We start from the raw sequence: 24,636 nt of genomic DNA on the forward strand, positions 1-24,636 counted from the left end.
GGATCACCGGGGCTCGAGTTCGAAGATGACCTCGTTGGCCACCATGTCGATGGAGTGCTTGCGGCGCAGCTGCCAGCCGCCCTCGGCGAAGACGGACTCCCAGTCGGCGGCGGTCGGCATGAAGGTGTCCATCAGGTCGTGGGCCACCTCGAAGCCGAGGGTGAAGACCCGCATGTCCTGGTCGGCGACGCCCACCGAGCGGGTGGCGTCGCCGAGGAGGAAGCGCCGGACGTTGGGGAAGAGCTGGCGCAGCCGGGCCAGGGTGGCGACGCACTGCTCGCGCGGCCAGAAGTCGTGTCCGGCCATGAAGCAGGTGAGCAGCTCGACCTCGGCGAACTCCGGTCGCGGGTCCATGGCGAGCATGTCGGCCTCGACGAAGGAGATGCGTGCGCCCAGTCCGGCCGCGGCGGCGTCGGTCTCGGCGACCTTGAGGGAGTCGCCGGCGATGTCCACGCCGATGGCCCTGGTCCCCGGGTGGCGGCGCAGGATCTGCAGGAGGCGTTCGCCGCTGCCGCAGCCCAGGTCGGCGGCGACGCGGGGGACGAAGCCCAGGCCGTCCATGGCGGTCCAGAACCAGGCGTCGTAACAGAAGGTGCTGATCTCCTTGCAGGAGCGGGAGATGGCGATCGCGTCGCGCTGGTAGAACGTGCCGTGGCGGTTCTCGTTGCGCAGCACTGTGGGCATCTGGCGGAACAGTTCGCCGCTGCCGCGTACCAGCCAGTGGAAGAGCGAGCGGGTCCGGTTGATCTCGGCGAAGGACTCGGCGGGGGTGATCCGGGTGCCGTCGCGGTGGACGATGCCGACCGAGGCCAGGGCGCGGAACATGCCGAGGGTGGCGGCGGGGTCGAGGTCGTGGCGGGTGGCGAACTCCTGGGTGTCCAGGGCGCCTTGCTCGCCGAGCTCGTCGAGCGCGCCCAGTTCCCAGGCGGCGCTGATGGCCCAGGAGGCGACGGTGGAGTTGTAGATGCGGGCGGCGGTCGTCCAGGAGCCGGCGTCCGTGTCGAGGGCGGTCTCCGTGTCGATGGCGGTCTCTGTGCCGACGGTGGTCTCTGTGTCGATGGTGGTCATCGTCTTCACCTGTTCAGGTCGAGGGCGTGTCGAGGGTGGGTTGTCTGCGGGGGGAGCCGAGGCGGGCTCCGCCGGTGCAGAGGGCGGCGGCCGTCACGAAGAGCAGTCCGCCGATGCCGGAGGCGGCGAAGCCCCAGGCGGGCGTCGACCGGTCGATGACGATTCCGATCAACGGGGAGCTGAGGGCGCCGCCGATCCGGGTGGCCGAGTCCTGCAGTCCCATGGCCGCGCCGCGGGCGTGCGGCGGGGCGAGGTTGCTGACGTTCTCGGAGATGGCGGCCAGCGTCGGCGCGCAGACCAGCTGCATCGGCACCAGGGCCAGGCCGAGCAGCCACCACGGGCCGGTGATGAGACCGACCGGGATCACCAGGACCGCCAGCAGGGTCATCAGGGCGGACTGGGGCAGGGAGCGGCGCACCGCGCCGTGCACGATGCCGCCGACGATGGAGGCCAGGGCCATGATGGCGACGGCGGTGCCGGTCCAGGCGACCTCGCCGCTCGCGCGCAGGGCGGCCATGAGGGCGAGTTCGGTGCCGCCGAGGACGAACAGCACGGCCATGGACACCAGCAGGGTCGCGGTCATCCGGCCGTCGAGCCAGGAGCGCACTCCCCCGGGCACGGGTGCGGCGGGTTCGCGGCTGCTGCGCAGCGGGGGGTTCTGCAGGTGGAGCAGGAGGGCGGTCAGGGCGACCACCGCGCCGATCCCCGTCAGCACGATCCGGCTGGAGAGGTTGGCGGCCAGGAAGAGGGCGACGGCGGGGCCGACGACGAAGGAGGTCTCCATGGCGATGGCGTCCACCGAGAAGGCGGTGCGGCGGGTGTGCTCCGGCACCAGCGCGGTGAGCACCTGGCGGGAGAGCGAGCTGACGGGGATCACCAGGGCGCCGGCCGGGAACGCGGCGATGAGCAGGGCCTCGTAGGGCAGCCAGGGCGTGCCGATCCAGTAGGCGGTGGCCACGGTGCCGCACACCGCGAGGACGGGGCGCAGCCCGTGGCGGTCCAGGGCGCGGCCGACGAGCGGTGCGCCGAGCATGGTGCCAACCGTGGTGGAGGTGGCGACGAGTCCGGCGGCGACGTAGCCGCGGTGCAGGTCGGTGACCACGTGCAGGGTCAGCGTCAGGCCCATGGCGGTGACGGGCAGGCGGGCCACGAACATCAGCAGGATGGAGCGGGCCACGCCGGGGACGGCGAACAGTTCGCGGTAGCGCCCGGTGCCGCTGACGGCGGGTTGCTGTGCGGTCATGGCCGGCCCCCGAGTCCGAGGGTGATCTCGTCGGCCTTCAGCGCGTAGTGCTCGTGGCCGAGGAGGCTGTTGAGGATGACGGCGGAGCGCCAGGCAGCCAGGCCCAGGTTGGGGTCGGCGATGCCGTGGGTGGCGCGGGCGGCGTTCTGCACATGGATCCGGTTGGTGTCGGGGCCGTCCCAGGGCACCCGGTAGTCGGCGGCCACGGCGTAGCCGTCGCCGTCGAGCGGCATGCGGTCCTCCAACGGCGCCATGAAGGAGGGGCGTTGAGGCCGGTAGCCGGTGGCCAGGACGACGATGTCGCTGCGGTGGGGGCGGCGGGTGCCGGTGACGGTGTCGAGCAGCGTGGCCCGGAAGCCGTCGTGGTCCTGCGCGAGCTCGTCCAGCCGGGTGCCGGCGAGGAGTTCGTGCCGGAAGGGGGTGTCGGTGAGGTAGTCCAGCTCGTAGAGACGCTTGTAGACCTGGGCGAGGAGTTCGCGGGTGATGCCGGTGCCGGCGCAGCGCTGCCGTGCGAGCTGGTCCGCCCGTTGCTCGGGCGGCAGGTCGCGGAAGTACTCCACGTAGCGGGGGTTGAACCACTCGTCGGCGAAGGGCGAGTCGTCGAGCGGGGCGAAGCCGCGGCGTCCGGTGACCCAGGTCAGGCGGCGGGGCGTGCCGGCGCGGCCGGACATGAGGTCCAGGGCCACTTCCGCGGCGCTCTGTCCGCCGCCGACGAGCAGGACGTCCCGGCCGTCCAGCGGGACGTCGCGGGTGAGGTGCTCGGCGGCGTGCCACAGGCGGGGGTGGGTGATGTCCCGGGCGCAGTCGGGCAGTCGGGGGGTCTGCCCGACGCCGAGGACGAGGTGGTCGGCGTGGCGGGTGCCACGGGTGGTACGGACCAGGAAGCGGTCGCCGTGGTGTTCGACGGCCTCGACGTGCTCGCCGAGGCGTACGTCCAGCAGCTGGGCGGCCCAGGTGAAGTACTGGTCGAACTCCTTGCGGCTGACGTGGTCGGCGGCCGCGATGAGGTGGCGGTAGAGCCGCCCCTGTTCGTGGAGGAAGTTGAGGAAGCCGAAGCGGCTGCGCGGGTCGACCAGGCTCACGAGGTCCTTCACTCCGCTGACCTGGAGGCGGGAGCCGCTCCAGAGCAGGCCGGGGTGCCAGGTGACGGAGGTCCTGGACTCCAGGGCGGTGACGCGGAGTCCGTCCAGGGGCGCGGCCAGAGCCGCCAGGCTGAGGTTGGCGGGTCCTCCGCCGAGGGCGAGGACGTCGGTGGGGCGGTCGTGGTTCATGCGCAGTCGGATCCCTGTAGTTGCCAGGAGATGTCGGCGGAACGGGCGGTGCTGATGAGGTCGCGCACCGGGGAGTCGGCGAAGGCGGCGCGGACGAGCTCCTCCAACTCGGCCTCGGTGCCCGGTTCGGCGTCCTGGGGCAGGTGCACGGTGCAGGAGACGTCCTGGAGGTGGACGACGGCCGAGGGGACGGCCTGGAGCAGTCCGCCGACGTCCTCCCGGCCGGCGGCGGTCACCTCCCAGGTCAGCGGCCGGCCGGTGGTCTCGCGGCTGCGGCGGCCCAACTGGGCGGCCACATCGGCCGCGAGGCCCATGAGCAGGTACTCCTGCGGGTTGGGCCCCCAGTCGACGCCGGTGAGCTGCTTGGGTGCGTCGATCCGCAGGTCCTCCCCGGCGCCGGGGCCCAGCGGGCGGGAGAGGAGCTGGGTGCCGCTGACCCAGCGCACCAGGCAGGCGGCGGTGCCGGTGGCCGGGACGTGCCCGTCGGCCGCGTCGGCCGCGTCCGGCAGGGGGCGCGAGGCGAACTCCAGGGCCACCGGGGCGTGCTGGGTCAGGGTGCGGTAGTTGGGGCTGAACTGCTCGACCTGGCCGACGAGTTCGGCCACGACGTCGCCGTCCGGGACTCCCCCGATGGCGATCCGCGAGCTGTACGCGCCGTCCTGGCAGGTCAGTTCCATGTCGGCGCTGTCGAAGACGATGCCCTGGGCGCTGCCGCCGCCGACCAGGGTGGTCAGCGCGCAGGAGGCGATGCCGGTGAGCGCGAGGTGCAGGGGCAGCGGGCCGTCCGCGCCCGGGGTGCCGGCCGGGTCCCCGACGTCGACCTGGAAGCGGCGCGCGGACTTGATCGAGCCGAACAGCGCGGGGCCCAGGCTCGCGGACAGGCCGCGGTGGGGCGAGGACCGGGCCTTCGCGGTGTACCAGAAATCGGCCTCGGCGGGGTCGTTGCGGATTTCGTGGACCACTTCGCTGAATCCGGCGGTGTTGAAACTGTTCCTCATGACATGCCCTTCTCGTCCGACGCGTCCTCGGCCGGCGTGTTCTCGTCCGGCGTGTTCTCGTCCGGCGTGTTCTCGTCCGGCGCGCCGAGTGCGTTGTCCAGGTCACGGATCAGGTCCTGGGCGTTCTCGATGCCCGCCGAGAACCTGACCAGTCCGGGATTGATGCCGATCTGGGCCCGCTGGCGTGCGGTGAGCGAACTGTGCGAGGTATTGCTGGGCATGCTCACCAGGGATTCGACACCGCCGAGGCTGGTGGCGACATAGGGAATGCTGAGTTTCTTCATGAAGTCCAGCGCCGCCTCGTCCCCGCCGCGCACCTCGAAACTGACCATGCCGCCGTATCCCGCATAGTCCTCGCGCTCCAGATCCGCATAGCGCGCGCCGCCGATTTCGGGGTGGTGGACGGCGGCTATCCGCGGGTGCCCGGCGAGATGGCGGGCGATGGCGCGGGCGTTGTCGTTCTGGGCCCGCATGCGCAGGGGCAGGGTCTTCAGGCCGCGTTCGAGGAGGAACGCGGTGAGGGGCTCCAGGGTGCCGCCGAAGCGCAGCGCCTGCGCCCAGATCCGGTCGAGGAACTTCCGGCGGCCGACGACGGCACCGGCGGTCAGGTCGCTGTGCCCGCCGAGGTACTTGGTGGCGCTGTGCACGACCACGTCGGCGCCCAGGTCCAGCGGCCGCATGTTCACCGGGGAGAGGAAGGTGTTGTCCACCACCAGCAGGGCGTTGGCCTCCTTGGCGATCCGTGCGATGCGCCGGATCGAGGGGGCCTTGAGCAGCGGGTTGGTCAGGGTCTCGAAGAACAGCAGCTGGGTCTCGGGGCGGACCGCGGCCTCGATGGCGTCGAGGTCGGTGGGGTCGACGAAGGTGACCTCGCGGCCGGCCGAGGGCATGTCCTCGCGCAGCAGGTTGTAGGTCCCGCCGTAGGCGTCGTAGGCGGAGATGATGTGGCTGCCGGCGTTGGTGAGCGCGTAGATGGTGCTGGCGATGGCGCTCATCCCGGAGGAGGTCACCAGGGCGCTGCGGCTGCCCTCCAGGGCCGCGATCTTCTCCTGGACCGACCACTGGGAGGGGTTGCCGTAGCGGGTGTAGATGGGGACGTCGCGCGAGGTGCCGTCGGAGAAGGCCGCGTAACTGGCGTCGTCCAGCAGGAAGGTGCTCGTCTGGAAGACCGGGGTCCCGACCGCACCGGTGACCGGGTCCTCATAGGTGCCGGCGTGCACGGCGAGCGTCTCCGGGGAGACCGAGCGCGACAGGACCCGGTGGTGCGGGGTCACGGGCCCCGCGAACCGCGACCGGGTGAGGTCGTTGAACCATTTCGCTCCTCCGGTACGGCCCTCTTCGAAGCCGACCGCCGTGCGACTCTCTTTCGTCACGTGCTCCCCTAGGTGAAGTCAATCAGGGCCGGAACGGCGTTGCCCTGCCGCCTTCGAAAAAGTTAGGGGAGCGGCGCCGACGAGACGTCAACGCCGTGTCAACGCACTGTCAACGGCGGCGATTCGACGGGCACTCCCCGGTAAATGCGCGGCGGTTCCGGGGACTTGACACCCCGATCCGGACGCACCTAACTTTTGCCGCGGAATGCGACACGGTCCCCCGTCCGGACCATTCACAGGGACCATTCACAGGGAGGTTGCATGAAAACCTCGGAAATCAACCCGGCTGTTTTCGCGGAAATCAGGGACATCAAATCCCGGTACATACGCGACCGGTCGGTCTTCGTCGAGGGCCCGCGGATGGCGGGCATTCTCCGGTCGTTGGGGGCCTCGGCAGCGGATCTGGAGAGCCTGGAACTCGTCAGCGACGGGCTGAGCAGCGATCCGACGCTGCCCTTCCGGAAGTCCCGGAACGGCCGCTTCCGGCTCGATCCGGTGGCCCGGCGGGCCAGTCGGCTGGAGTTCCAGCCCTTCGTGCTGTCCAAGGAGGAGGACTTCGTCCGGCACGACTCGGGCGAGCTGCGCGTCTTCGAGGAGGTGCAGGACGACCTCCAGCTGAACACCGCCTTCCAGGCGCTGCTGGCCTTCAAGCTCCTGGTCGTCGACGGCGTGCGGACGGCTCATCGCCCGTTCCTGGACTACGGGTCGACGGACTGGATCTGTACGTTGTTCAACCTCAGGACGGTCACCGACGCCGCCCTGCTGGGCGAGCCGGCGCTGGAGGGCGTGCACAGCGACGGCGTGGACCACACCATGACCACGCTCCTCGGCAGCACCAATATGACCGAGGACAGCGCGGTGACGTACCTCCACGACATGGGCGAGACCAACGGCGTCCGGTGGCACGAGACCGACCCGGAGCTGGTGCTGGGCCACGTCCGGCACGGCCGCTTCCTGGACACCCTGCTCGTGGTCGACCACGAGCGCAAGCACAGCGTCTCCCCTGTGACCGCCGCCGACCCCGGGCAGCCCTCCACCCGGGACATGCTGATCTTCTTCACCCGCCGGCCGGCCGCCGCGGGTCATGTGTCCCACCACTACGACTCGTTGCGGCCGCACACCGGCCTTCCGATGTCGGTGGACCTGCCGACGCTCGACGCCGAGCCGGCCGGGGCGGAGTGCCATGTCTGAGCCGTCCACCGTGTCTGAGCCGTCCACCATGTCCGAGCCGTCCGCCGTCACCGACGGCGGGATCGAGCGGGTGTGGTACGAGGGCTCCTGCCACTGCCGGGGCGTACGCTTCTCGGCCCGCGCGAGCCGCAACCTCACCCTCACCCTGTGCAACTGCGGGATCTGCTACAAGTCGGGGCACCAGGAACTGATGGTCCCGGAGGAGCGGTTCACCCTGCACCAGGGGCAGGAGTACCTCAAGCCCTACCGGTTCGGCAACCGCATCGCCGACCACACCTTCTGCGCGGTCTGCGGGATCATGCCCTTCTACCGTCCGCGCTCGCACCCCACCGGGTACTTCAGCGTCAACGCCCGCTGCCTGGACCTCTCGGCTGCCGAGAACGTCGAATTCGTCGAATTCGACGGGCAGAACTGGGAGGAGAGCATCGCCGCCGGACAACACGTCCTCAGCGAATGACGCGCCCGCCCGCCCCCTTCCCCGGCCCCGGCCCGGCCGCCCCCGCCCGGCCCACAGGGGACCGGCTCAAGTGGGAGACGGCCGGTCCCGGCGGACTGGGGGCCTGCGCCGCCGAGATGGACTACGGCACCGCACCGGCGGTGACCGCCGCGCTGCGGACCGCCGTGACCCGGGACCAACTGGGCTACCTCACCCCGTCCTTGGCGGCCCGGGCCGGTGCGGCCTGCGCGGCCTGGCAGGACGAGCGCTACGGCTGGCGGGTGGACCCGGAGGACGTCCGGCTGCTGCCCGACGTGGTGCGCGCCTTCCACGTGGCCGTCGCGCACTTCTCCCGCCCCGGCTCGCCGGTGATCGTCCCGGTACCGGCGTACACGCCGTTCCTCACGGTGCCCGGGCTGCTCGGCCGCCCGGTCCTCCAGGTGGAACTCGTCCGCTCCGGCGGCCGGTACGTCTACGACCTGGACGCACTGGACCGCGCCTACGCGGCCGGCGGACACCTGCTGGTGCTGTGCAACCCGCACAACCCCCTCGGCAGGGTCATGGAACGCGGTGAACTGCTGGCCGTCAGCGAGGTGGTGGAACGGCACGGCGGACGGGTGTTCGCCGACGAGGTGCACGCGCCCCTGGTGCTCCCCGGGCACCGGCACGTGCCGTACGCGTCCGTCTCGCCGACGGCGGCCCGCCACGCCCTCACCGCCACCTCGGCGTCCAAGGGCTGGAACCTGGCCGGGCTCAAATGCGCCCAGGTCCTGCTGACCAACGACGCGGACCGGGACCGGTGGACCCGGCTCGGACGGCTGGCCACCGACGGGACGGCCACCCCGGGCGCCGTGGCCGCGGTGGCCGCCTACCGCTCCGGACGCCCCTGGCTCGAATCCGTACTCGCCCAACTCGACGACAACAGACGGCTGTTGGCCGATCTGCTGGCCGAGCACCTGCCGGGGGTGGGATACGTCCCGCCGGAGGGCACCTTCCTCGGCTGGCTGGACTTCCGGGGACTGGGCCTGCCGGAGGACGGCCTGGCGGAGTTCTTCGCCCGCCGGGCCGGGGTGACGCTGGTCGACGGCACCGACTGCGGCCCGCCGGGCCGGGGTTTCGTCCGGCTCAACTTCGCCACCACCCCCGAGGTGCTCACCCGGATCGTGGAACGGCTGGCCGCGGCGGCCGGGTGAGCGGGTTCGGGCAAGCGACGCCGCCGTCAGCGCCGCGGGACCGGGTCCACCAGACCGGGGGGCATGATGTGCGCACCGGCCACCAGCGTCTCGATGAAGACGGTGGCCACCGCGTCCGGGCGGCCGCAGGAATAGGCGGCCAGGGTGCGGCGGATGGGCGGCTCGGGCAGGAAGACGCGGCCGGCGAAGTGCGGTGGAAGCATGTTCGCCGGAATCAGCGAGGGACCGAGCCCGGACAGCGTCAACAGCGGTGCGGCGGCGCTCTGTTCGGTGTAGATGGCGGTGCCGGGACGGAATCCGGCCGCGGCGCAGGCCTCGTCGAGGAAGCGGGCGAGGCCGTTGCGCGGGGCGAGGCGGACCCACTTGCGGTCGCGCAGCGCGGAGAAGGGCACCCGTGTGCCGACGGGCAGGGTGCACGGGTCGTCCGGGGGCAGCACGATGACGAACTCCTCGGTGCCCAGCAGGTGCACCGGGTGGTGCCACATGTCGGGCAGCGGGCCGACGGCCAGGTCGGCCTCCCCGGATTCCAGCGCGGCGTGCAGCTCCCCGGCGTTGATGTACTCGGTGAGGACCAGCCGGATGCCGGGCTGCTCGCGGTTCAGGATGCGCAGGGCGGGCGGCATCACGCCGATGCTGATCGACTGGAGCGTGGCCACCCGCAGCACACCGGTGAGGCGCCGGGGGCCGCCGTCGTCGCCGGGACGGTCCGCCGGGGAAACGTCGTCCGGCCGTACCGCCCCGTGCTGCGCGCCGGACAACGACGGCCCGGGGACCGGACACGGACAGCCGCTCCCCGCCGGCACACCGACCACGTCGACCTCGCCGCGGAACACCTCGCTGCCGCGAACGGGGACCCGCACGGAGACGACGGGCCCCGGGGCCGCGACGGCCGGAACGGCGGTACGACGACGGGACTCCTGCCGCAGGACCGCCGCGTGCACCCGCTTGAGCTCGGCACCGGCGTCCACCCCGAACTCCTCGGCCAGACAGGCGCGGGTCCGTTCGTAGACGCGCAGCGCCTCGGCCTGGCACCCGATGTCCGACAGGGCGGTCATCAGGTGGCCGATCAGATGCTCGCGCATGGGGTAACGACGCGCTTCCGGCGCGAGCTCGGTGGCGACCGCGGCGGCCTCGCCGAGCGTCAGACGGGCCTGGGCCAGCGACTCCACGGCCGTCAGGCGGACCTGTTCCAGCCGGGCGTACTCGTCGGCGAGCACCGGGAGTTCCTCGAACTCCTGGTAGGGGCATCCGTCCCAGAGGGACAGGGCCTCGGTGAGCGCGTTGCGCGCACCGGACGCGTCCTGCCCGTCCAGCAGCCGGCGGCCGGACCGGACCAGCGTCTCGAAGCGGTGGGCGTCCACCTGTTCCGGGGAGAGCTGCAGGATGTAGCCCGGCGCCCGGTAGTTCAGCACGGAGGGGCTCTTGCACCCAGTGACCGGGTCCAGTGCACGGCGCAGGTGGCTGACGTAGGTCTGGAGGGTGGCGACGGGGCGGCGCGGCGGCGCGGCGCCCCACAGTTCCTCGATGAGCAGCCCGGTGGGGACCACCCGGCCCGGTCTGATGGTCAGCAGCGCCAGCAGCGCCCGGTGCCGGCGCGGCCCCAGGACCAGGTCGCTGGCGCCGTACCGGGCCGATATCTGCCCCAGTACGCGCAGCCGTAACGCGGACGGACCGGCTGCGGCCGGCCGGTTCACGGTGCCGACGCCCTCACAACTGTCCAGAGGAATCGTGGTCTCCCGCACGGACATCGTTCACCGTCCCCCAGAACTGTGCCGAAAAGCGCGCCTGTGCCCGCGGCACGCATGTGGGGATGATCTTGGCATATGGCTGTCCGAATCCCATAGGTCTCGGAAGCCGATTTTTTTCACCAGTCGGTCGTACGGATCCTACCCATGGGCTCCCTCTCCTCCCTTGGTGCACCGTACGTCACATATTTCCGCTCCCTGCCCACCAGTTGGAACGGCCCGGGGCGGCTCCGCGGCCGGCAGGTTCCTCGCCCCGGCCGACGCGGTCCCGCTCCTGCGTGGAGTGCTCGATGAGGCGGTCGGCGCGGTCGGCGGTCTCAAGGGCGAGGCGGAGGCTGCTGCCGGACCCGGCCGGTCAGCAGGGACTTCGTGGCTTCATGTATCTCAAACAGGCGCCCAGTGCGACAGTGAGAGCGGCAACGCCATAGGCCCATGCCTGCAAAGGGAATCCGGGCAACAGTCGCCCGGCGAGGTAGAGGACCGTGCCGGCCACGGTGACGGCGAGCCACTCCCAGCGGCCGTCCAGAGCTGCGAGGGCGATGACGAGCAGGGAGTACCAGAAGTAGCTGGGCGAGGACAGCAGCAGAGCCGTGCCGGTCACAAGGAGGGCACCGCTCCAGGGGCGTGTCGGGTCGCCGCGCCACCATACGAACAGGGCCGTCAGGGCGAGCAGGACGACAGCGGCGATTCCGGCGGCCGAGTCCGGCAGGATCAGCCGTAGCAAGGCGAAGCGGCGTACGTTGCCGGGTTCGTAGCCCTCTTCGTTCAGATAGCCGGGGAGATAACCGAGGACACCGGTTCCGGAGGCCAGGACGTAGGGCAGGTAGGCGAGCGCGACCGCGCCGAGGGCGGCTGCCGCCACGCTCCCGATGCGTCGCGCGCCGCGCTGTCCGGACAGAGCGCCGGGCAGCGCCAGTACGGGCAGCAGTTTGACCGCGATGGCCGCGCCGAGCAGGGCGCCGCGACGCGTCCCGGCGCTGACGGTGCCCAGTGCCAGCACGGTGAGCAGGACGCCGAGGGTGTCGATGTGTGCGTTGTTGACGGCTTCGAAGGGGACGGCCGGGCACCAGCCCCACACCGCAGCCCGGGCAGGGGCCCGTTGGGGGTCGCCGCGTCGCCGCAGGACGGCGAGCAGGGCGACGGTGGTGGCGAACGCCAGGACAGCGCCGCCCACTTGGAGCGGCTTGTGACGAGCACCGGGTGGCGAGAGGGTGTGGACGACGAAGAACCAGCCCTCCGCGACGGGCGGGTAGATCGTCGGCACGGCGGGCCGGTTGATGCGGACGCACGCGCCGCTGTCGGTGCGCCTCAGTCCCCAGCCGTCGCAGGCTCCGTCGGCGGGAAAGAGCCACTCGTCCCGAAGACGGGCGAGCTGGGGGGCGGCCGGCGGGTGGGCGTAGGGGGAGACACCAGCCGCCTGCACACGGCCGTCCCAGGCGTAGCGGTACATGTCGTCGCTGGTGCGGGGCGGTGCCGCCAGGCCGGAAAGCACGACGGCGGCCGAGCCCGCGAGCACCAGGAAGGTCGCGGTGCGCGCGGGGACCTTGCGTACGGCCCGGACCCCGGCGGCGAACAGTGCCCAGGCGATGGCGTATCCCACGAGCAGACGGCCCGGGGCGCTCCGGTTGTCGCCGGCGTGGAGGGTGCCGATGACAGCGGCGCTGAGTGCGACGAGCACCGCCACGACCAGGGTGGTCCGCGCACGGCCGGCGCGGCGGTCCACCGGCTCCGCGGGGTGGTCGGGCAACGGCTCGGCGGGCCGGGGAGCCGACCGGCGCGTGGGGGCGCTGTCGGTCATGAGTGATGGGACCTTTCGGTGATCGGGGGCTGTGCATCGGGGTGATGCGCGCGCCTGCGGCGTAGTTCCGCGAACGGGCGCCCCTCGGCCGTCCACCTGCCGGTCAGGATCCAGCCGGCGGAGTCCGCGGCGTTCAGGAGCGCGGTGGTGCCGAGTCTGGCCCAGGGGAAGGGCCGCCCGTGATGGCCGTGGGTGTCCTCGACATGCACGGTGAGACGTTGGTCCACGTCCTGCGGGGCGGCCTCGGCCAGCAGGCGCCCGCCGGGGGCGACGAGTTCGCGCATGCGGCGGAGCAGGGCGGCGGGATCGCCGCCGATGCCGATGTTGCCGTCCATCAGCAGCACGGTGCCCCAGCGGCCTTCGCCCGGGAGGCGGTCGAAGGCCGACCGCCGGACGGCGGCGCCACCACTGCGCCGGGTCCGCTTCACGGCGTCCCGGCTGAGGTCCACACCCAGCGCCGGTACGCCGCGGGCGGCCAGTGCGGCCACCATGCGTCCCGGTCCGCATCCCACGTCCAGGACGGGGCCCGTACATCGGTGCAGCACGCTCATGTCCGCCGCGTCGGGAGGCGCACACCAGCGCTCCATGTCCAGCGGCAGCATGTGCTCCTCGTCGAAGCCGCCGAAGCCGCCGAAGTCGTCGGGGCGGTCGGGGCGGTCGGGGTGCGACAGGCGGCGCAGGAACAGCGGGCCGCGCCCGGTGCGCAGAGCGTGGGCATAGGGATCGCCGACCCACGGAGCGCCCGGTTCCGCGGGCCCGGCGGGGCGGCCGGGGAGCGTCGGCATGCGCTTCCCGGCCCTGACCACCGCCGGGTCCTCCGCCCGGGGCTCCGCCACGGCCGGTTCCGGCCGCTCGGCCACGGCGGAGTCGACGCCGACCGCCGTCCCGCTCATCGGACCACCTCTGCCATCGAGTTGAGGACGGCGGCGAAGCAGGAGCCCCGTGCGCAGCAGGCGGCGACCGCGGCGGCATCGGCCGCGGTGTCCACATCACGCAGTACCGGCAGGTCGGTGACGGTCAGCCCTGCCTCGGCCAGGCGGATGCGCTGGATCGCGCCCGTACGGTCCGTGGACATGGGCACCCCGCGGACCAGGGCACCGGCCCGGGCGGGATCGGCGAGGCCGAGCGCCCAGAAGCCGCCGTCCGCGGCCGGACCGAACCAGGCGTCGCGGCCGTCCCGGCCGAATCCGGCGATCATGTCGGCGGCCAGTTGCGGGGTGTCCATGCCGACCAGAAGCGTCGGACCGTCGCAGTGGGCGAAGGCGGCGACGATCCGCTCGTCCAAATCGCCGGGGCTCTGGGGTACGACGTCGTAGCCGGGCGGCAGCCAGGGGCCGGAGGCGCCGTCGAGAGCGAGCACGCGACGGCGTGCGGGGGCTTGCAGCAGGGTGCGGAGCGTGTCGGTGAGGGCGGCCTCGGCCAGGGCGGCCGCTTCCTGAGGGGTGCAGGGCGGGGTGAGCCGGGTCTTGACGCGGCCGGGCACGGGTTCCTTGGCGATCACCAGCAGGGTCACCGGAGGCAGGGCGTTCATCGTCCGCCTTCCCGCACGCCGGCGACAGCGGTCGTGGCAGTGGGCATCTCGGCGAGCACGGCACGCATGTCGTGCACCGCCTGCCAGGTGCCCCGCCAGGTGCCGGTGACCTTGGAGCGGCCGGTGCGCGGGTGATAGGGCACCTCCGTCTCGCGCACCCGCCAGCCGGCGTCGGCGCCGCGCACCACCATCTGCAGCGGGTAGCCGGAGCGCCGGTCGGTCAGGCCGAGGGCCAGCAGGGCTTCGCGGCGGACGGCCCGCATCGGGCCGAGGTCGTGCAGGCGCACTCCGGTGCGCCTGCGGACGAGCCGGGCCAGCTCCAGGTTGGCCAGGCGGGCGTGCACGGGCCACGCCCTGGGGGACGTGGGGCGCCGCCGGCCCAGCACCAGGTCGGCGGTGCCGCCCAGCACGGGTGCGGCGACGTCCGGCAGCAGGGCGGGATCGAGGGAGGCGTCGCAGTCGCAGAAGCAGACGACATCGGCGGTGGCCGCCATCAGGCCGGCGTGGCAGGCGGCGCCGAATCCGCGCACCGGCTCGGTCACCACGTGGGCGCCGAGTGCGCGGGCGATGTCCGCCGAGCCGTCGGTGGAGCCGTTGTCGACCACGATGGCGCGGCCGCCGGGCGGGATCCGGTCGAGCACCCACGGCAGGGCCTCGGCCTCGTCCAGACAGGGCAGCACCACATCGACCCGGGCGGGAGAAGAGGGGGAAGTCGGGATCACCCCACTCACCCTACGAACGCAAAGGGTACGTAAGGGACTTGAGGTCCTTACGGATCTCTGACGTCGGCGGCAGTCCTTACGAATCCCTGACGTTCGCCACTACTCCCCCTGACGGCCGGGGGACGGTGTGAGACTCGATACCGTGAAACGCGTACTCGTCGTGGACGACGACCCGACCGTCTCCGAGGTCGTCGCCGGATACCTGACCCGGGCGGGCTTCGACGTCGATGTGGCCGCCGACGGTCCCTCCGCCGTGGCCAGAGCTACCGCGCAGCCGCCGGAACTGGTGGTGCTGGACCTGATGCTGCCCGGCATGGACGGGCTGGAGGTCTGCCGCCGTATCCGCGAGACCGGTCCGCTGCCCGTGATCATGCTGACGGCCCGGGGTGACGAGGAGGACCGCATCCTCGGCCTGGAGGTCGGGGCGGACGACTATGTCACCAAGCCTTTCAGCCCGAGGGAGCTGGTCCTGCGGGTGGAGTCGGTGCTGCGCCGCGCGGGGGCGCCGGCGACGGCGCAGGGCGCACCGTCCGTACCACGCCTGACGGGGCTACGGGCCGGACCGCTCACTCTGGACCCCGCGGCTCGCCGGGCCACCCGCTGCGGTCGGGAACTCGCCCTGACCATCAGGGAATTCGATCTGCTGGAGTTCTTCCTGCGCAATCCCGGGCGGGCCACCAGCCGGGAGGAACTGATGCGTCGTGTGTGGGGCTGGGAGTTCGGCGACCTGTCCACCGTCACCGTCCATGTACGCCGGCTGCGCGAGAAGATCGAGGACGACCCGGCCCATCCCCGGCTGATCAGCACCGTGTGGGGCGTCGGCTACCGCTTCGACCCACCTGCGGCGAACGGGGCGGACGATGCTGCGTGACACCTCCCTGATCGCCCTGTACGCGACGATCGGCGCGGGCGCCGCCGGACTGTTCGGTGTGGCCGCCCTGAGGCTGCTGCACAACCGCTCGGTCGCGCTGTCACTGGCCGTGGTCGCCGCCGTCGCCGTGGCCGCGATGCTCGCCGGGACGATGCTCGTGTCATGGGCGATGCTGCTGTCGGATCACGACCTGTGGGTCGTCACCATGGTGTGCTCCATCGCCGCGATCGCCTCCCTCGCGGTGGCGCTCGTCCTGGGCCGCAGTGTCGTCAAGGGCAGCCGGGCCCTCGCCGAGGCCGCCCGCGCCCTCGGCGACGAGGGCCGCTTCACCCCGCCCAGCACCGCCCCGACGGCCGAACTCGCCCAACTGGTCCGCGAGCTGGACGCGACCAGCGCGAAGCTGGCCGCCTCCAGGGAGCGCGAGCGGGCCCTGGAGGAGTCCCGTCGGGAGCTTGTCGCCTGGATCTCCCACGACCTGCGCACCCCGCTCGCCGGGCTGCAGGCGATGACCGAGGCGCTGGAGGACGGCATGGTCGACGACCCGGGCGTCTACCACGCCCGGATCCGCACAGAGGTCGAGCGGCTCGGCGGGATGGTCAGCGACCTGTTCGAACTCTCCCGCATCCAGGCCGGCGTGCTCGCCCTGAAAACGGCCCGTATGTCGGTCTACGACCTCGTCGGCGACGCGATCGCGGGCGTCGGCGCTCTCGCCAGGGAACACGGCGTACGGCTCATCGGCGACGGAGTCGAGCCGGTGCCGATCGAGGTCGACGGCCGCGAGATGTCCCGCGTCCTGGCCAACCTCCTCGTCAACGCCATTCATCGCACGCCCACCGACGGAACGGTCGCCGTCTCCGCCCGGGAGGAGGGCGGCAGCGTCGTCGTCTCGGTGACCGACGGCTGTGGCGGCATCCCGGCCGAGGACCTGCCCCGCGTCTTCGACACCGGCTGGCGCGGCACCGACGCCCGCACCCCGCCCGCCGGTGCGGGCCTGGGCCTGGCCATCGTGCGGGGCATCGTCGAGGCCCACAGCGGCCGGGCCGCCGTCCACAACGTGCCCGGCGGCTGCCGCTTCGAGGTCCGCCTGCCGACAGCCGCCTGAGCCCGCTTTCCCCTTCCGAGAAGGGCTGCCCCTGTGAAGTGCGAAGGACAGCCCCCGAGTTGTCACCGGGCAAGGCTCAACCGGCCCGCAGCGCAGCCTTCGCGAACTCCGCCATTCCCTCGGCGAAACCCACCACCGGCTTCCAGCCCAGCTCGTCGCACAGCCTGCGCGAGGAAGCGGTGATGTGACGGACGTCGCCGAGCCGGTACTCCCCGGTGACGACGGGTGCGTCACCGCCGTGTGCCGCGGCCAGCGCGGAGGCCATCTCCCCCACCGTGTGCGGCTCGCCGCTGCCGACGTTGTACGCCCGCAGGACACCCTCCGGCAGAGCGGACAGCCCGTCCATGGCCGTGAGGTTGGCCCCCGCGACGTCCCGCACATGCACGAAGTCCCGGCGCTGACCGCCGTCCTCGAACACCTGAGGCGCCTCACCGCGCGCGAGCGCGGACCGGAACAAGGAGGCGACTCCCGCGTACGGGGTGTCCCGCGGCATGCCCGGCCCGTACACGTTGTGGTACCGGAGCGCCGCCGCCCGGCCACCGGTCGCCCGCGCCCACGACGCGGCCAGGTGCTCCTGCGCGAGCTTGGTGGCCGCGTAGACGTTGCGCGGATCGGCCGGCGCCTCCTCCCCCACCGGCCCGGCGGCCAGGGGCTCGCCACAGTGCGGACACGGTGGTTCGAAACGGCCCGCCTCCAGATCGACGGTCCTCCGCGGCCCCGGCCGTACGACGCCGTGCCGGGCACACTCGTAGCGGCCCTCGCCGTAGACCACCATGGAACTCGCCAGCACGAGCCGGTGTACCCCGGCCGCGGCCATGCCCGCCAGCAGCACGGCCGTGCCGAGGTCGTTGCAGCCGACGTAGTCGGGCGCGTCCGCGAAGTCCTTGCCGAGACCGACCATCGCCGCCTGATGGCAGACGGCGTCCACGCCCCGCAGAGCGTCCGCCACCGCTCCCCTGTCGCGCACATCCGCATGGCGCCAGTCGACGCCGTCGGGGACGGGCGGCGGCGTACGGTGGACGGCGGGCAGGAGCGCGTCGAGCACCCGTACTTCGTGCCCGGTACTGGTGAAAGCGCTGACGATGTGCGAGCCGATGAAGCCCGCACCTCCGGTGACCAGGATCAACATGCTCCGACGCTAAGCCCGATCGCACGCCTGCGGATGCCGGCGGGGAAATCCGTCAGGGGTTCGTAAGCCTTCCGGACCGGCGGATCCCGTGCCGGCGGTGCGCAGGACACCCGTTGGACGCCGTCGCTACGAAGGTGGACGCCGTCGGCTGCGACGGACCGTCTTCGCCACCACCAGCAGGGCCGTGAACGTGGCCACGGCCACCAGGGTCAGCAGCCAGTTGTGCGGGTAGTCGAGCGGCAGCACCGTCGAGTTGGGGCGGGGCCCCGGTCGCAGCAGCACCGGCAGCGCCACCAGGGTGAGGGCACCCCCGACGAGCAGCGCCCCGCGGACGGGCCCCCGCGCCTGGCCACGGACCAGCGCCGGCCCGACGAGCAGCACCAGCGGCGCGATCAACGCGTCGTGCAACGCCACCGCCCCGCCGAGCCACTCCAGCACACCCACCAGGTCCTGCTGCCTGTCCAGCAACAAGGACGCGCCGACACCCATCAGCGCCAGCCCGGCGGCACCGGCCAGCAGCCGCAGCACCTTGACGCTCATGACAACACCTCCAGCCGGCCGACCCACTTGGTCTGCAGTACGCCCGGACGGTTCGGAGCGATCAGACGCACCGGGTAACCGTGGTCGGGCGACAGTTCCTCACCGTTCAGCCGCAGAGCGAGCAGGGTCAGCGGGTCCCGGGCGTGCTCGTGACCCATCTCGGAGACCCGGTAACCTCCCCGGGTCTGCAACGACACCACCCGTACCCGCGCATGGACCGGGGCTCCCGCCCGCTCCAGCAGGTCCACGACGCGCACCCCCGTCCAGTGCGCCGACTTGCTCCAGCCCTCCACGCAGGCGATCGGCAGCTCGACCTCGTGCTGGGGCAGTGCGCGCAGTTCGTCCAACGTCAGCGTGCAGGACCGCGGTCCGGCGACGGTCAGGCGGTAGCGCTCGGCGTGGACCGGGCCGACCCCGGCCGCGGCGGCGGTCCGGTTGACCGGCAGGCCCTCGGGACCATGGTCGGGGTGGCGGGGTGCGAGGAGGGCCAGGTCCTTCAGCGGGGTGAAGGACTGCCCCACCGTGGTCACGGTGACGACGCCGACCGCCGCTGCCACCGCGGCGAGCAGGGAGCGCCGGTCCGGGGCGTCCTCGGCGGGCAGGGACAGCGTGCCCGCCGAGCGACGGCTCCAATGTGCCGCGATCTCGGGCGCCTTGACCGCGATGTGCAACACCAGCGATCCTGCCAGCAGCCAGGCCACGGCGTAGTGCGCCTCCACGAAGGAGAAGGGCCACGGGTACCACAGGGCGGTGTTCAGCAGGCCGGTCGCCGACTCGAAGAGGGCGGCCGCGACAAGGACGGCCACCGACACCCGTTCCAGGGCATGCCGCACCGAGCGCACCGGGGGCCACGCGAACAGGCGGGGATACACCGTCCACAACTTGGCGAACAGCAACGGGATCGCGGCGATACCGGACGCGACGTGGAGCCCTTGCGTGAACCGGTAGCCCCACACCGGACGGCTGGGCAGCTCGCTCGCGAGCCATCCCGGCGGGTGCTGCATCAAGTGGCTGATCAAACCGGTGCAGAAGCACACCGCGAACGCCAGGCCGAGCCACCGCCCGATCGAGGTCGCCGTACGGGCGTCATGCAGCCGGCCCTTGAACACGGGCGGGAAGAAGCGCGATCTCATGCCTTCCATCCCACCCGGAGGAAGACCGCCATGGAACGTCCGACCGCCTTACGGAACAGGAACGTCTCCCGATGCCGCGATCCCGAGCTGTGCTTGCGCGGCTAGCGTGCCGGGCATGACGAACGCGGAGATCGGTGTCATCGGCGGGTCCGGCTTCTCCTCCTTCCTCGACGAGGTGACCGAGGTCCAGGTCGACACCCCTTACGGAGCACCCAGCGACTCCCTCTTCCTCGGCGCGATCGCCGGCCGGCAGGTCGCCTTCCTCCCCCGCCACGGCCGCGGCCACCATCTGCCCCCGCACCGCATCAACTACCGCGCCAACCTATGGGCGCTGCGCTCCGTCGGCGTACGTCAGGTGCTCGGCCCGTGCGCGGTGGGCGGACTGCGCCCGGAGTACGGGCCGGGCACACTGCTGATCCCCGACCAGCTGGTGGACCGCACAAAGTCCCGGGTGCAGACGTACTTCGACGGGCTGCCGCTCGCGGACGGCACCGTGCCGAACGTGGTGCACGTGTCACTGGCCGACCCTTACTGCCCCGTCGGACGGGCGGTCGCGCTCGAGGCCGCGTGCGGACGGGACTGGATGCCGGTGGACGGCGGCGCCCTGGTCGTCGTCGAGGGGCCACGGTTCTCCACCCGTGCGGAATCCTTGTGGCACCGGGCGCAGGGCTGGTCCGTGGTGGGCATGACCGGTCATCCCGAAGCCGCGCTCGCCCGTGAACTGGAGTTGTGCTACACATCGTTGGCCCTGGTCACGGACCTCGACGCGGGGTCGGTGACCGGGGAGGGCGTCTCGCACGACGAAGTGCTGAAGGTCTTCGCGGCGAACGTGGACCGGTTGCGGGGCGTGCTGTTCGACGCGGTGGCCGCGCTGCCCACCACCGAGGGACGGGATTGCCTGTGCGTGAACCCGCTCGGCGGAATGGCCCCGGGCTTCGAACTGCCCTGACCGCACGCAACACCGGTTCTTACACGCCTTTGCCATCGCTCTGCCGTGCCTGCGAAGTACGCACGGCAACGTGGTGCCCGCACCCGAGGAACACGGGGGATCCGGGAAGTCCGGGGAACCCGGGGCGGAGGAGAGGGCAATGACGTACAAGAGCAGCACGGCTCGGCGCGCGGGCGTGGCGGTCGGCATAACGGCGGTGATGGTCTCGGCACTGCCGGCGGCGACCGCCACCGCCGCCGCGCCCATGAACCGCCCCGAGGCCACGGCGGCGCCCGCCTGGTGCCCGACGGTGAGCGGGCACCGGGTCGACTGCGGCCGGCTGGACCGCCCGCTCGTCGCGGGGAAGCCGAAGTCCGGCACGGTCAAGGTGAGTTACGCGGTCGTACGCCACAGCGCCCCCGGCCCCGCCGAGGGCACCGTCGCCGTCAACCCGGGCGGCCCGGGCGAGACCGCGGTCGACAAGGCCGAGGCGTTCGCCTGGGGCCTGGAGAGCCTGCTGAAGGACCACGATCTCCTGCTCGTCGACCCGCGCGGCACCGGGACGTCGCAGCCGATCCCGTGCGGGGTCACCGACGCCGAGTACCGCTTCGGCACGCGGGCCCAGCAGCGTGCCGCGGTCGAACGGTGCGCCAGGAACCTCGGACCCAAGGTCGCCGGTTACACCTCGGCGGCCACCGCCGACGACATCGACGCGATCCGCGCCCGCCTCGGAGTGCCGCAGCTCAGCCTGTACGGACTGTCCTACGGCACGTATCTGATGCCGGTGTACGCCGCGCGCCACCCCGAGCGCGTGCGCTCCATCGTGCTGTCCGGCGCCTACCCCCTCGCCCTCGACCCGCTGGCGCGGCCCAGCGCCCAGGCGGTCTCGTCGTCCCTGAAGCGCGTGTGCGAGCGCAGCGTCCCCGTCGCCTGTGACGGCGAACGGACCGTGAAGGACCTGGCCACGACGGCCGCGCGGCTGCGGACCGAGCCCATGACGGTGCCGGTCACCACCGGACACGGCGTCCACCAGAAGCGGTTCACCGAGGACAAGCTCGCCAACCTGCTCTTCGAGGCGGCCAGCAGCCAGGTCGGCCTCGAACCGGACAAGCCCTCGCTGCTGGGGCAACTGCCCCGCGCCCTCGACCGCTTCGTGAAGGGCGACGCCGCGCCGCTGCGGAAGCTGGTCCAGGAGGAGGGGAGGACGGGCAGCACGGTGGACCAGGCGCCGTACATCGCGGTCACCTGCAACGACTACCGCAAGGCCTGGCCGAAGGACGCGCCGCTGTCCGAGCGGTGGCGCCAGTACAACGCCGCGCTGGCCTCCGTACGCCCCGGCGCGTACGGGGCGTTCAGCGCCAAGGGCTTCACCGAGGGCACCACGGACGCCGGCGACGTGTGCATCGGCTGGCCGCGGGAGAACACCCCCGACCCGCAGCCCACGAAGGTCGAACTGCCGGACGTCCCGGTCCTGGTGCTCTCCGGGGACCTCGACGCCAACACGCCCGTCGCGAGCGGCAGGAAGGCCGCCCGGCAGTTCCGCGGCAGCCGGTTCCTCACGGTCCGCAACATGGGGCACGTGCCCGAGCTGGAGCAGAGCCGCTGCGTCACCGGCATCTCCTCCCGCTTCCTCCGCACCGGCGAGCTGGGTGACACCTCCTGCCTGCGCGCCCTCCCGCCGATCACCGTCGCCCTGGTCCGCGGCTGACGGCCCGGGCCGGTGCCATGACCGCCTCCACCGCCGACAAAGATGATCACATGATCGATGGAACAGAGAGCCGCCGGACGGTGCTGGTCGTCGAGGACGACCCGGGAGTGCGCAGCACCCTGGACCAGCTGCTGCGCTTCGAGGGCTACCGGGTGCTGATGGCCTGCGACGGCCTGGAGGCCCTCGGCCTCCTGGAACGGGAGCGGCCCGACATGGCGGTGGTGGACGTGGTCATGCCGGGCCTGGACGGCCTCGGCCTGTGCCGGATGCTGCGCAGGCGCGGCGACCGGCTGCCCGTCCTGGTCCTGACGGCCCGGCACGAGATCGGCGACCGGGTCGCGGGGCTCGACGCGGGTGCCGACGACTACCTGGCCAAACCATTCGCGACGGAGGAACTCTTCGCCCGCATCCGGGCGCTGCTGCGGCGCACCGACCCACCGGAGGACAGCGGGACCCTGACGGTCGCGGACCTGGCCCTGGACCCCGCGTCCCGGCAGGCGTTCCGGGGGAGTCGCCAACTCGACCTGACCAAGACCGAGTTCGATGTCCTCGAACTGCTCCTGTCCCACGCGGGCGTGGTCCTCGGCCGGTCGCAGATGTACGAGCGCATCTGGGGCTTCGACTTCGACACCACCTCCCGCTCCCTCGACGTCTACATCGGCTACCTGCGCCAGAAGACCGAACAGGGCGGCGAGCCCCGGCTGATCCACACCGTCCGCAACGTCGGCTACACGATCCGGCCCGCATGACGCTCCGTACGAAGATCACCGCCGTCGTGGCCACGGCCGCCGCGCTCGCCATGTCCCTCGCCGCCTTCATGTCGTACCGGGGCGTGAGCACCTTGGTCGCCGACGAGCTCGACCGGGGCCTGGACGACCGTACGAACACCGTTGTCGCCTTCCTCGCCGCCGGCCTGACCCCGCCCGCCCGGACGGACATGATCGAGCAAGTCGTGTCCGCCCGGGGGACGGTGAAGCCGACGGCGCCCGGCCGCGACACCCTGCCGGTCCCGCCGGACGCGCTGCGGGTGGCCCGGACGGGGAAGGGCGAGAGCCGCGCGGACGTCGTCGTCTCCGGCACCGAGTACGGCACTCTGACCAGGCCCCTGCCCGGAGGCGGGGCGGTCATGGTCGGCCAGAGCTACGAGGGCGCCGCGCGCCTCGACCACCAGTTCCTGTGGCGGATCTCCTGGACCACGGCGGCCGCCGTCGGTTTCGCGGCGCTCGTCGGCTGGCTCGTCCTCGGACGGATCCTGCGGCCGGTCCGCCGGCTGGCCGTCACCACCCGGCGCATCACCACCACGCAGGACCTCGCCACGCCGCTGCCGCCCGCCGGCTCCGACGAGATCGGCCAACTGACGCACAGCTTCGAGCACATGCTCTCCGCGCTGCGCCGCTCCCGCGCCCAGCAGCAGCAACTGGTCCAGGACGCGAGCCACGAACTGCGCACGCCGCTCACCTCGGTGCGCGGCAGCGCCGAGCTGCTGCAGCGGGCACGCGGCAGGCTCGCCCCGGAGGACGAGGAGCAGATCCTCACCACCCTGGTCACCGAGACCGCCGCCCTCGACGCCCTGGTGCGCGAGCTCGTCGAACTGGCCACCGACCGCCACACGCAGGAGGATCCCGAGGCCGTCGACCTGGCCGCCGCCGCGGAGGACGGCGCGCAGCGCCTGCGCCGCCGGACCGGCCGCACCGTCCTCGTCGTCGGGGACGACGCGAACCCGCCGGTGCCGGTACGCGCCCGGCCCCGCGCGCTCCAGCGGTGCATCGACAACCTGCTGAGCAACGCGGTGAAGTTCAGCCCCGAGGGCACCGCGGTCGTCGTGCACATCGGCGGGGGCACCCTGACCGTACGGGATCAGGGCCCGGGCATCGCGCCGGGCGAGCGGCACGCCGTCTTCGACCGCTTCTACCGCGGCCCCCGCACACAGGCGACACCCGGCTCCGGCCTCGGTCTGGCCATCGTGCACGACATCATCACGGCCGACTCCGGAACCGTCTTCGCCACCACGGCGGACGGCGGCGGTGCGGAGGTCGGCTTCCACCTCCCGCCCCACGGCCGTGAAGGCCCGAAGGGCCCGACGGGAGGGAGGCGTTCGCGGAGAGCGGTGTGATCGGGCGAGGCGGGACGCGGCCCGGGGCACTCGGCCTCGCCTGCACGGCTCTCGCCGGGCCGAGGTTCCGCTCCGCGGGCCCCGACTCCGGCGGTTACGGATTCCTCCGGAAGGACGGCAGGACCGTCGGGGCGATCGGCCCCCTCACCGAGAAGGGCGCGAGCCCGGCGTGGACGGAGCACGGCGGGCGGGTGCGCAGCGCGCCGTTCGACGTCTTCGAGGATGATCCGGGCGATACGCGTGCCGCCCTCCGGGAGCCGAGATCGTCCGACTGCTCCAGCGCGGGTCGGAGACTGTTTCCATGAGGAGCCTGACGCCATCCTACGGACAGCCCGCGATACGGCGTATGCGCCGTCTTGTCCCACTGCCATCCCAGGGCTGACCAGCAGTTCCGGACCAGTCACGGCCCAAGCCTGGTGGAGGCCAATTTTTTCCTACCCCGATCAAGTGCCTGCGCACGGCGCGGGCGCGCGCCACCTCTGCAGCGCGGCCTGCCTCCTGTCTGCGCCCCGGCCGGCCGCGCCCAGCGGCGCGCTCGGCGAC

Annotated in this window: 22 protein-coding genes; 9 read left to right on the forward strand and 13 right to left on the reverse strand. The window is 72.4% G+C overall.

Going from position 1 to position 24,636, the window contains the following annotated elements; all coding sequences use genetic code 11:
* Positions 1 to 3 precede the first annotated feature (3 nt).
* From AB8735_RS03850 to AB8735_RS03870, 5 genes are read right to left on the reverse strand one after another with little or no spacing between them, the layout of a single operon-like run.
* Positions 4 to 1,068, reverse strand: coding sequence for a class I SAM-dependent methyltransferase (locus tag AB8735_RS03850; RefSeq protein ID WP_372405365.1), 1,065 nt, complete (start codon positions 1,066 to 1,068; stop codon positions 4 to 6).
* 13 nt (positions 1,069 to 1,081) lie between these two features.
* On the reverse strand, positions 1,082 to 2,311 hold the full coding sequence (locus AB8735_RS03855) for an MFS transporter (RefSeq protein ID WP_372405366.1): 1,230 nt from the start codon (positions 2,309 to 2,311) through the stop codon (positions 1,082 to 1,084).
* Complete coding sequence (locus AB8735_RS03860; RefSeq protein WP_344027080.1) at positions 2,308 to 3,582, reverse strand: SidA/IucD/PvdA family monooxygenase; 1,275 nt, start codon at positions 3,580 to 3,582, stop codon at positions 2,308 to 2,310. Before AB8735_RS03860 ends, AB8735_RS03855 begins: the two co-directional genes overlap by 4 nt.
* Positions 3,579 to 4,580, reverse strand: coding sequence for a hypothetical protein (locus AB8735_RS03865; RefSeq protein ID WP_372405368.1), 1,002 nt, complete (start codon positions 4,578 to 4,580; stop codon positions 3,579 to 3,581). The genes AB8735_RS03860 and AB8735_RS03865 overlap by 4 nt, the downstream gene beginning before the upstream one ends.
* Positions 4,577 to 5,953: a PLP-dependent aspartate aminotransferase family protein gene (locus AB8735_RS03870; protein WP_372405369.1), complete on the reverse strand. Its 1,377-nt coding sequence runs from the start codon at positions 5,951 to 5,953 to the stop codon at positions 4,577 to 4,579. The genes AB8735_RS03865 and AB8735_RS03870 overlap by 4 nt, the downstream gene beginning before the upstream one ends.
* A gap of 261 nt (positions 5,954 to 6,214) precedes the next feature.
* Here AB8735_RS03870 and AB8735_RS03875 point away from each other — a divergent pair, with 261 nt between their 5' ends.
* From AB8735_RS03875 to AB8735_RS03885, 3 genes are read left to right on the forward strand one after another with little or no spacing between them, the layout of a single operon-like run.
* The gene (locus AB8735_RS03875; protein WP_372405371.1) at positions 6,215 to 7,144 is read left to right on the forward strand and encodes a 2OG-Fe dioxygenase family protein; all 930 of its coding nucleotides are present in this window, start codon (positions 6,215 to 6,217) and stop codon (positions 7,142 to 7,144) included.
* On the forward strand, positions 7,137 to 7,601 hold the full coding sequence (locus AB8735_RS03880) for a GFA family protein (protein ID WP_372405373.1): 465 nt from the start codon (positions 7,137 to 7,139) through the stop codon (positions 7,599 to 7,601). Before AB8735_RS03875 ends, AB8735_RS03880 begins: the two co-directional genes overlap by 8 nt.
* Positions 7,598 to 8,773 (forward strand): MalY/PatB family protein, encoded by a 1,176-nt coding sequence (locus AB8735_RS03885; protein WP_372405374.1) that lies wholly within the window; start codon positions 7,598 to 7,600, stop codon positions 8,771 to 8,773. The genes AB8735_RS03880 and AB8735_RS03885 overlap by 4 nt, the downstream gene beginning before the upstream one ends.
* A 26-nt stretch (positions 8,774 to 8,799) precedes the next feature.
* Here AB8735_RS03885 and AB8735_RS03890 read toward each other — a convergent pair whose 3' ends face one another.
* The 5 genes from AB8735_RS03890 to AB8735_RS03910 form a co-directional block, all read right to left on the reverse strand.
* Complete coding sequence (locus AB8735_RS03890; RefSeq protein ID WP_372405376.1) at positions 8,800 to 10,521, reverse strand: BTAD domain-containing putative transcriptional regulator; 1,722 nt, start codon at positions 10,519 to 10,521, stop codon at positions 8,800 to 8,802.
* A 352-nt stretch (positions 10,522 to 10,873) separates the two neighbouring features.
* A complete protein-coding gene (locus AB8735_RS03895) occupies positions 10,874 to 12,316 on the reverse strand; it encodes a glycosyltransferase family 87 protein (protein WP_372405378.1) in 1,443 nt (480 codons plus the stop codon).
* A complete protein-coding gene (locus AB8735_RS03900; protein ID WP_372405380.1) occupies positions 12,313 to 13,209 on the reverse strand; it encodes a class I SAM-dependent methyltransferase in 897 nt (298 codons plus the stop codon). The genes AB8735_RS03895 and AB8735_RS03900 overlap by 4 nt, the downstream gene beginning before the upstream one ends.
* Entirely contained in the window at positions 13,206 to 13,847 is a 642-nt protein-coding gene (locus AB8735_RS03905) for a DUF2064 domain-containing protein (protein WP_372405381.1), read from the reverse strand. The genes AB8735_RS03900 and AB8735_RS03905 overlap by 4 nt, the downstream gene beginning before the upstream one ends.
* Entirely contained in the window at positions 13,844 to 14,569 is a 726-nt protein-coding gene (locus tag AB8735_RS03910) for a glycosyltransferase family 2 protein (RefSeq protein WP_372405382.1), read from the reverse strand. The genes AB8735_RS03905 and AB8735_RS03910 overlap by 4 nt, the downstream gene beginning before the upstream one ends.
* Positions 14,570 to 14,711: 142 nt before the next feature.
* On the opposite strand from AB8735_RS03910, the gene AB8735_RS03915 reads away from it, so the two are divergent.
* Positions 14,712 to 15,440, forward strand: a complete 729-nt coding sequence (locus AB8735_RS03915) for a response regulator transcription factor (RefSeq protein WP_372405384.1) — start codon at positions 14,712 to 14,714, stop codon at positions 15,438 to 15,440.
* The gene (locus AB8735_RS03920) at positions 15,430 to 16,542 is read left to right on the forward strand and encodes a sensor histidine kinase (RefSeq protein ID WP_372405385.1); all 1,113 of its coding nucleotides are present in this window, start codon (positions 15,430 to 15,432) and stop codon (positions 16,540 to 16,542) included. Before AB8735_RS03915 ends, AB8735_RS03920 begins: the two co-directional genes overlap by 11 nt.
* 76 nt (positions 16,543 to 16,618) lie before the next feature.
* Here the strand turns inward: AB8735_RS03920 and AB8735_RS03925 are convergent, their stop codons facing one another.
* The 3 genes from AB8735_RS03925 to AB8735_RS03935 all read right to left on the reverse strand — a co-directional run bounded on the left by AB8735_RS03925 (position 16,619) and on the right by AB8735_RS03935 (position 19,344).
* Positions 16,619 to 17,671: an NAD-dependent epimerase/dehydratase family protein gene (locus AB8735_RS03925; RefSeq protein WP_372405386.1), complete on the reverse strand. Its 1,053-nt coding sequence runs from the start codon at positions 17,669 to 17,671 to the stop codon at positions 16,619 to 16,621.
* A 126-nt stretch (positions 17,672 to 17,797) separates the two neighbouring features.
* Entirely contained in the window at positions 17,798 to 18,211 is a 414-nt protein-coding gene (locus AB8735_RS03930) for a hypothetical protein (protein WP_344027105.1), read from the reverse strand.
* Positions 18,208 to 19,344 carry a molybdopterin-dependent oxidoreductase gene (locus tag AB8735_RS03935; RefSeq protein WP_372405387.1) on the reverse strand — a complete coding sequence of 379 codons (1,137 nt, stop codon included), beginning with the start codon at positions 19,342 to 19,344 and terminating at the stop codon, positions 18,208 to 18,210. The genes AB8735_RS03930 and AB8735_RS03935 overlap by 4 nt, the downstream gene beginning before the upstream one ends.
* 115 nt (positions 19,345 to 19,459) lie before the next feature.
* Between AB8735_RS03935 and AB8735_RS03940 the strand changes: the two genes are divergently transcribed.
* From AB8735_RS03940 to AB8735_RS03955, 4 genes are all read left to right on the forward strand, one after another.
* Positions 19,460 to 20,293, forward strand: coding sequence for an S-methyl-5'-thioadenosine phosphorylase (locus tag AB8735_RS03940; RefSeq protein ID WP_372405389.1), 834 nt, complete (start codon positions 19,460 to 19,462; stop codon positions 20,291 to 20,293).
* A 139-nt stretch (positions 20,294 to 20,432) separates the two neighbouring features.
* The gene (locus AB8735_RS03945; protein WP_372405390.1) at positions 20,433 to 21,980 is read left to right on the forward strand and encodes an alpha/beta fold hydrolase; all 1,548 of its coding nucleotides are present in this window, start codon (positions 20,433 to 20,435) and stop codon (positions 21,978 to 21,980) included.
* Between the two features lie 50 nt (positions 21,981 to 22,030).
* Positions 22,031 to 22,729 (forward strand): response regulator transcription factor, encoded by a 699-nt coding sequence (locus AB8735_RS03950; protein WP_372405392.1) that lies wholly within the window; start codon positions 22,031 to 22,033, stop codon positions 22,727 to 22,729.
* Entirely contained in the window at positions 22,726 to 24,093 is a 1,368-nt protein-coding gene (locus tag AB8735_RS03955; protein WP_372405394.1) for an ATP-binding protein, read from the forward strand. The genes AB8735_RS03950 and AB8735_RS03955 overlap by 4 nt, the downstream gene beginning before the upstream one ends.
* The last annotated feature ends 543 nt before the right edge of the window (positions 24,094 to 24,636 follow it).

The organism is Streptomyces luteireticuli (assembly GCF_041519305.1).
Lineage (GTDB): Bacteria > Actinomycetota > Actinomycetes > Streptomycetales > Streptomycetaceae > Streptomyces > Streptomyces luteireticuli.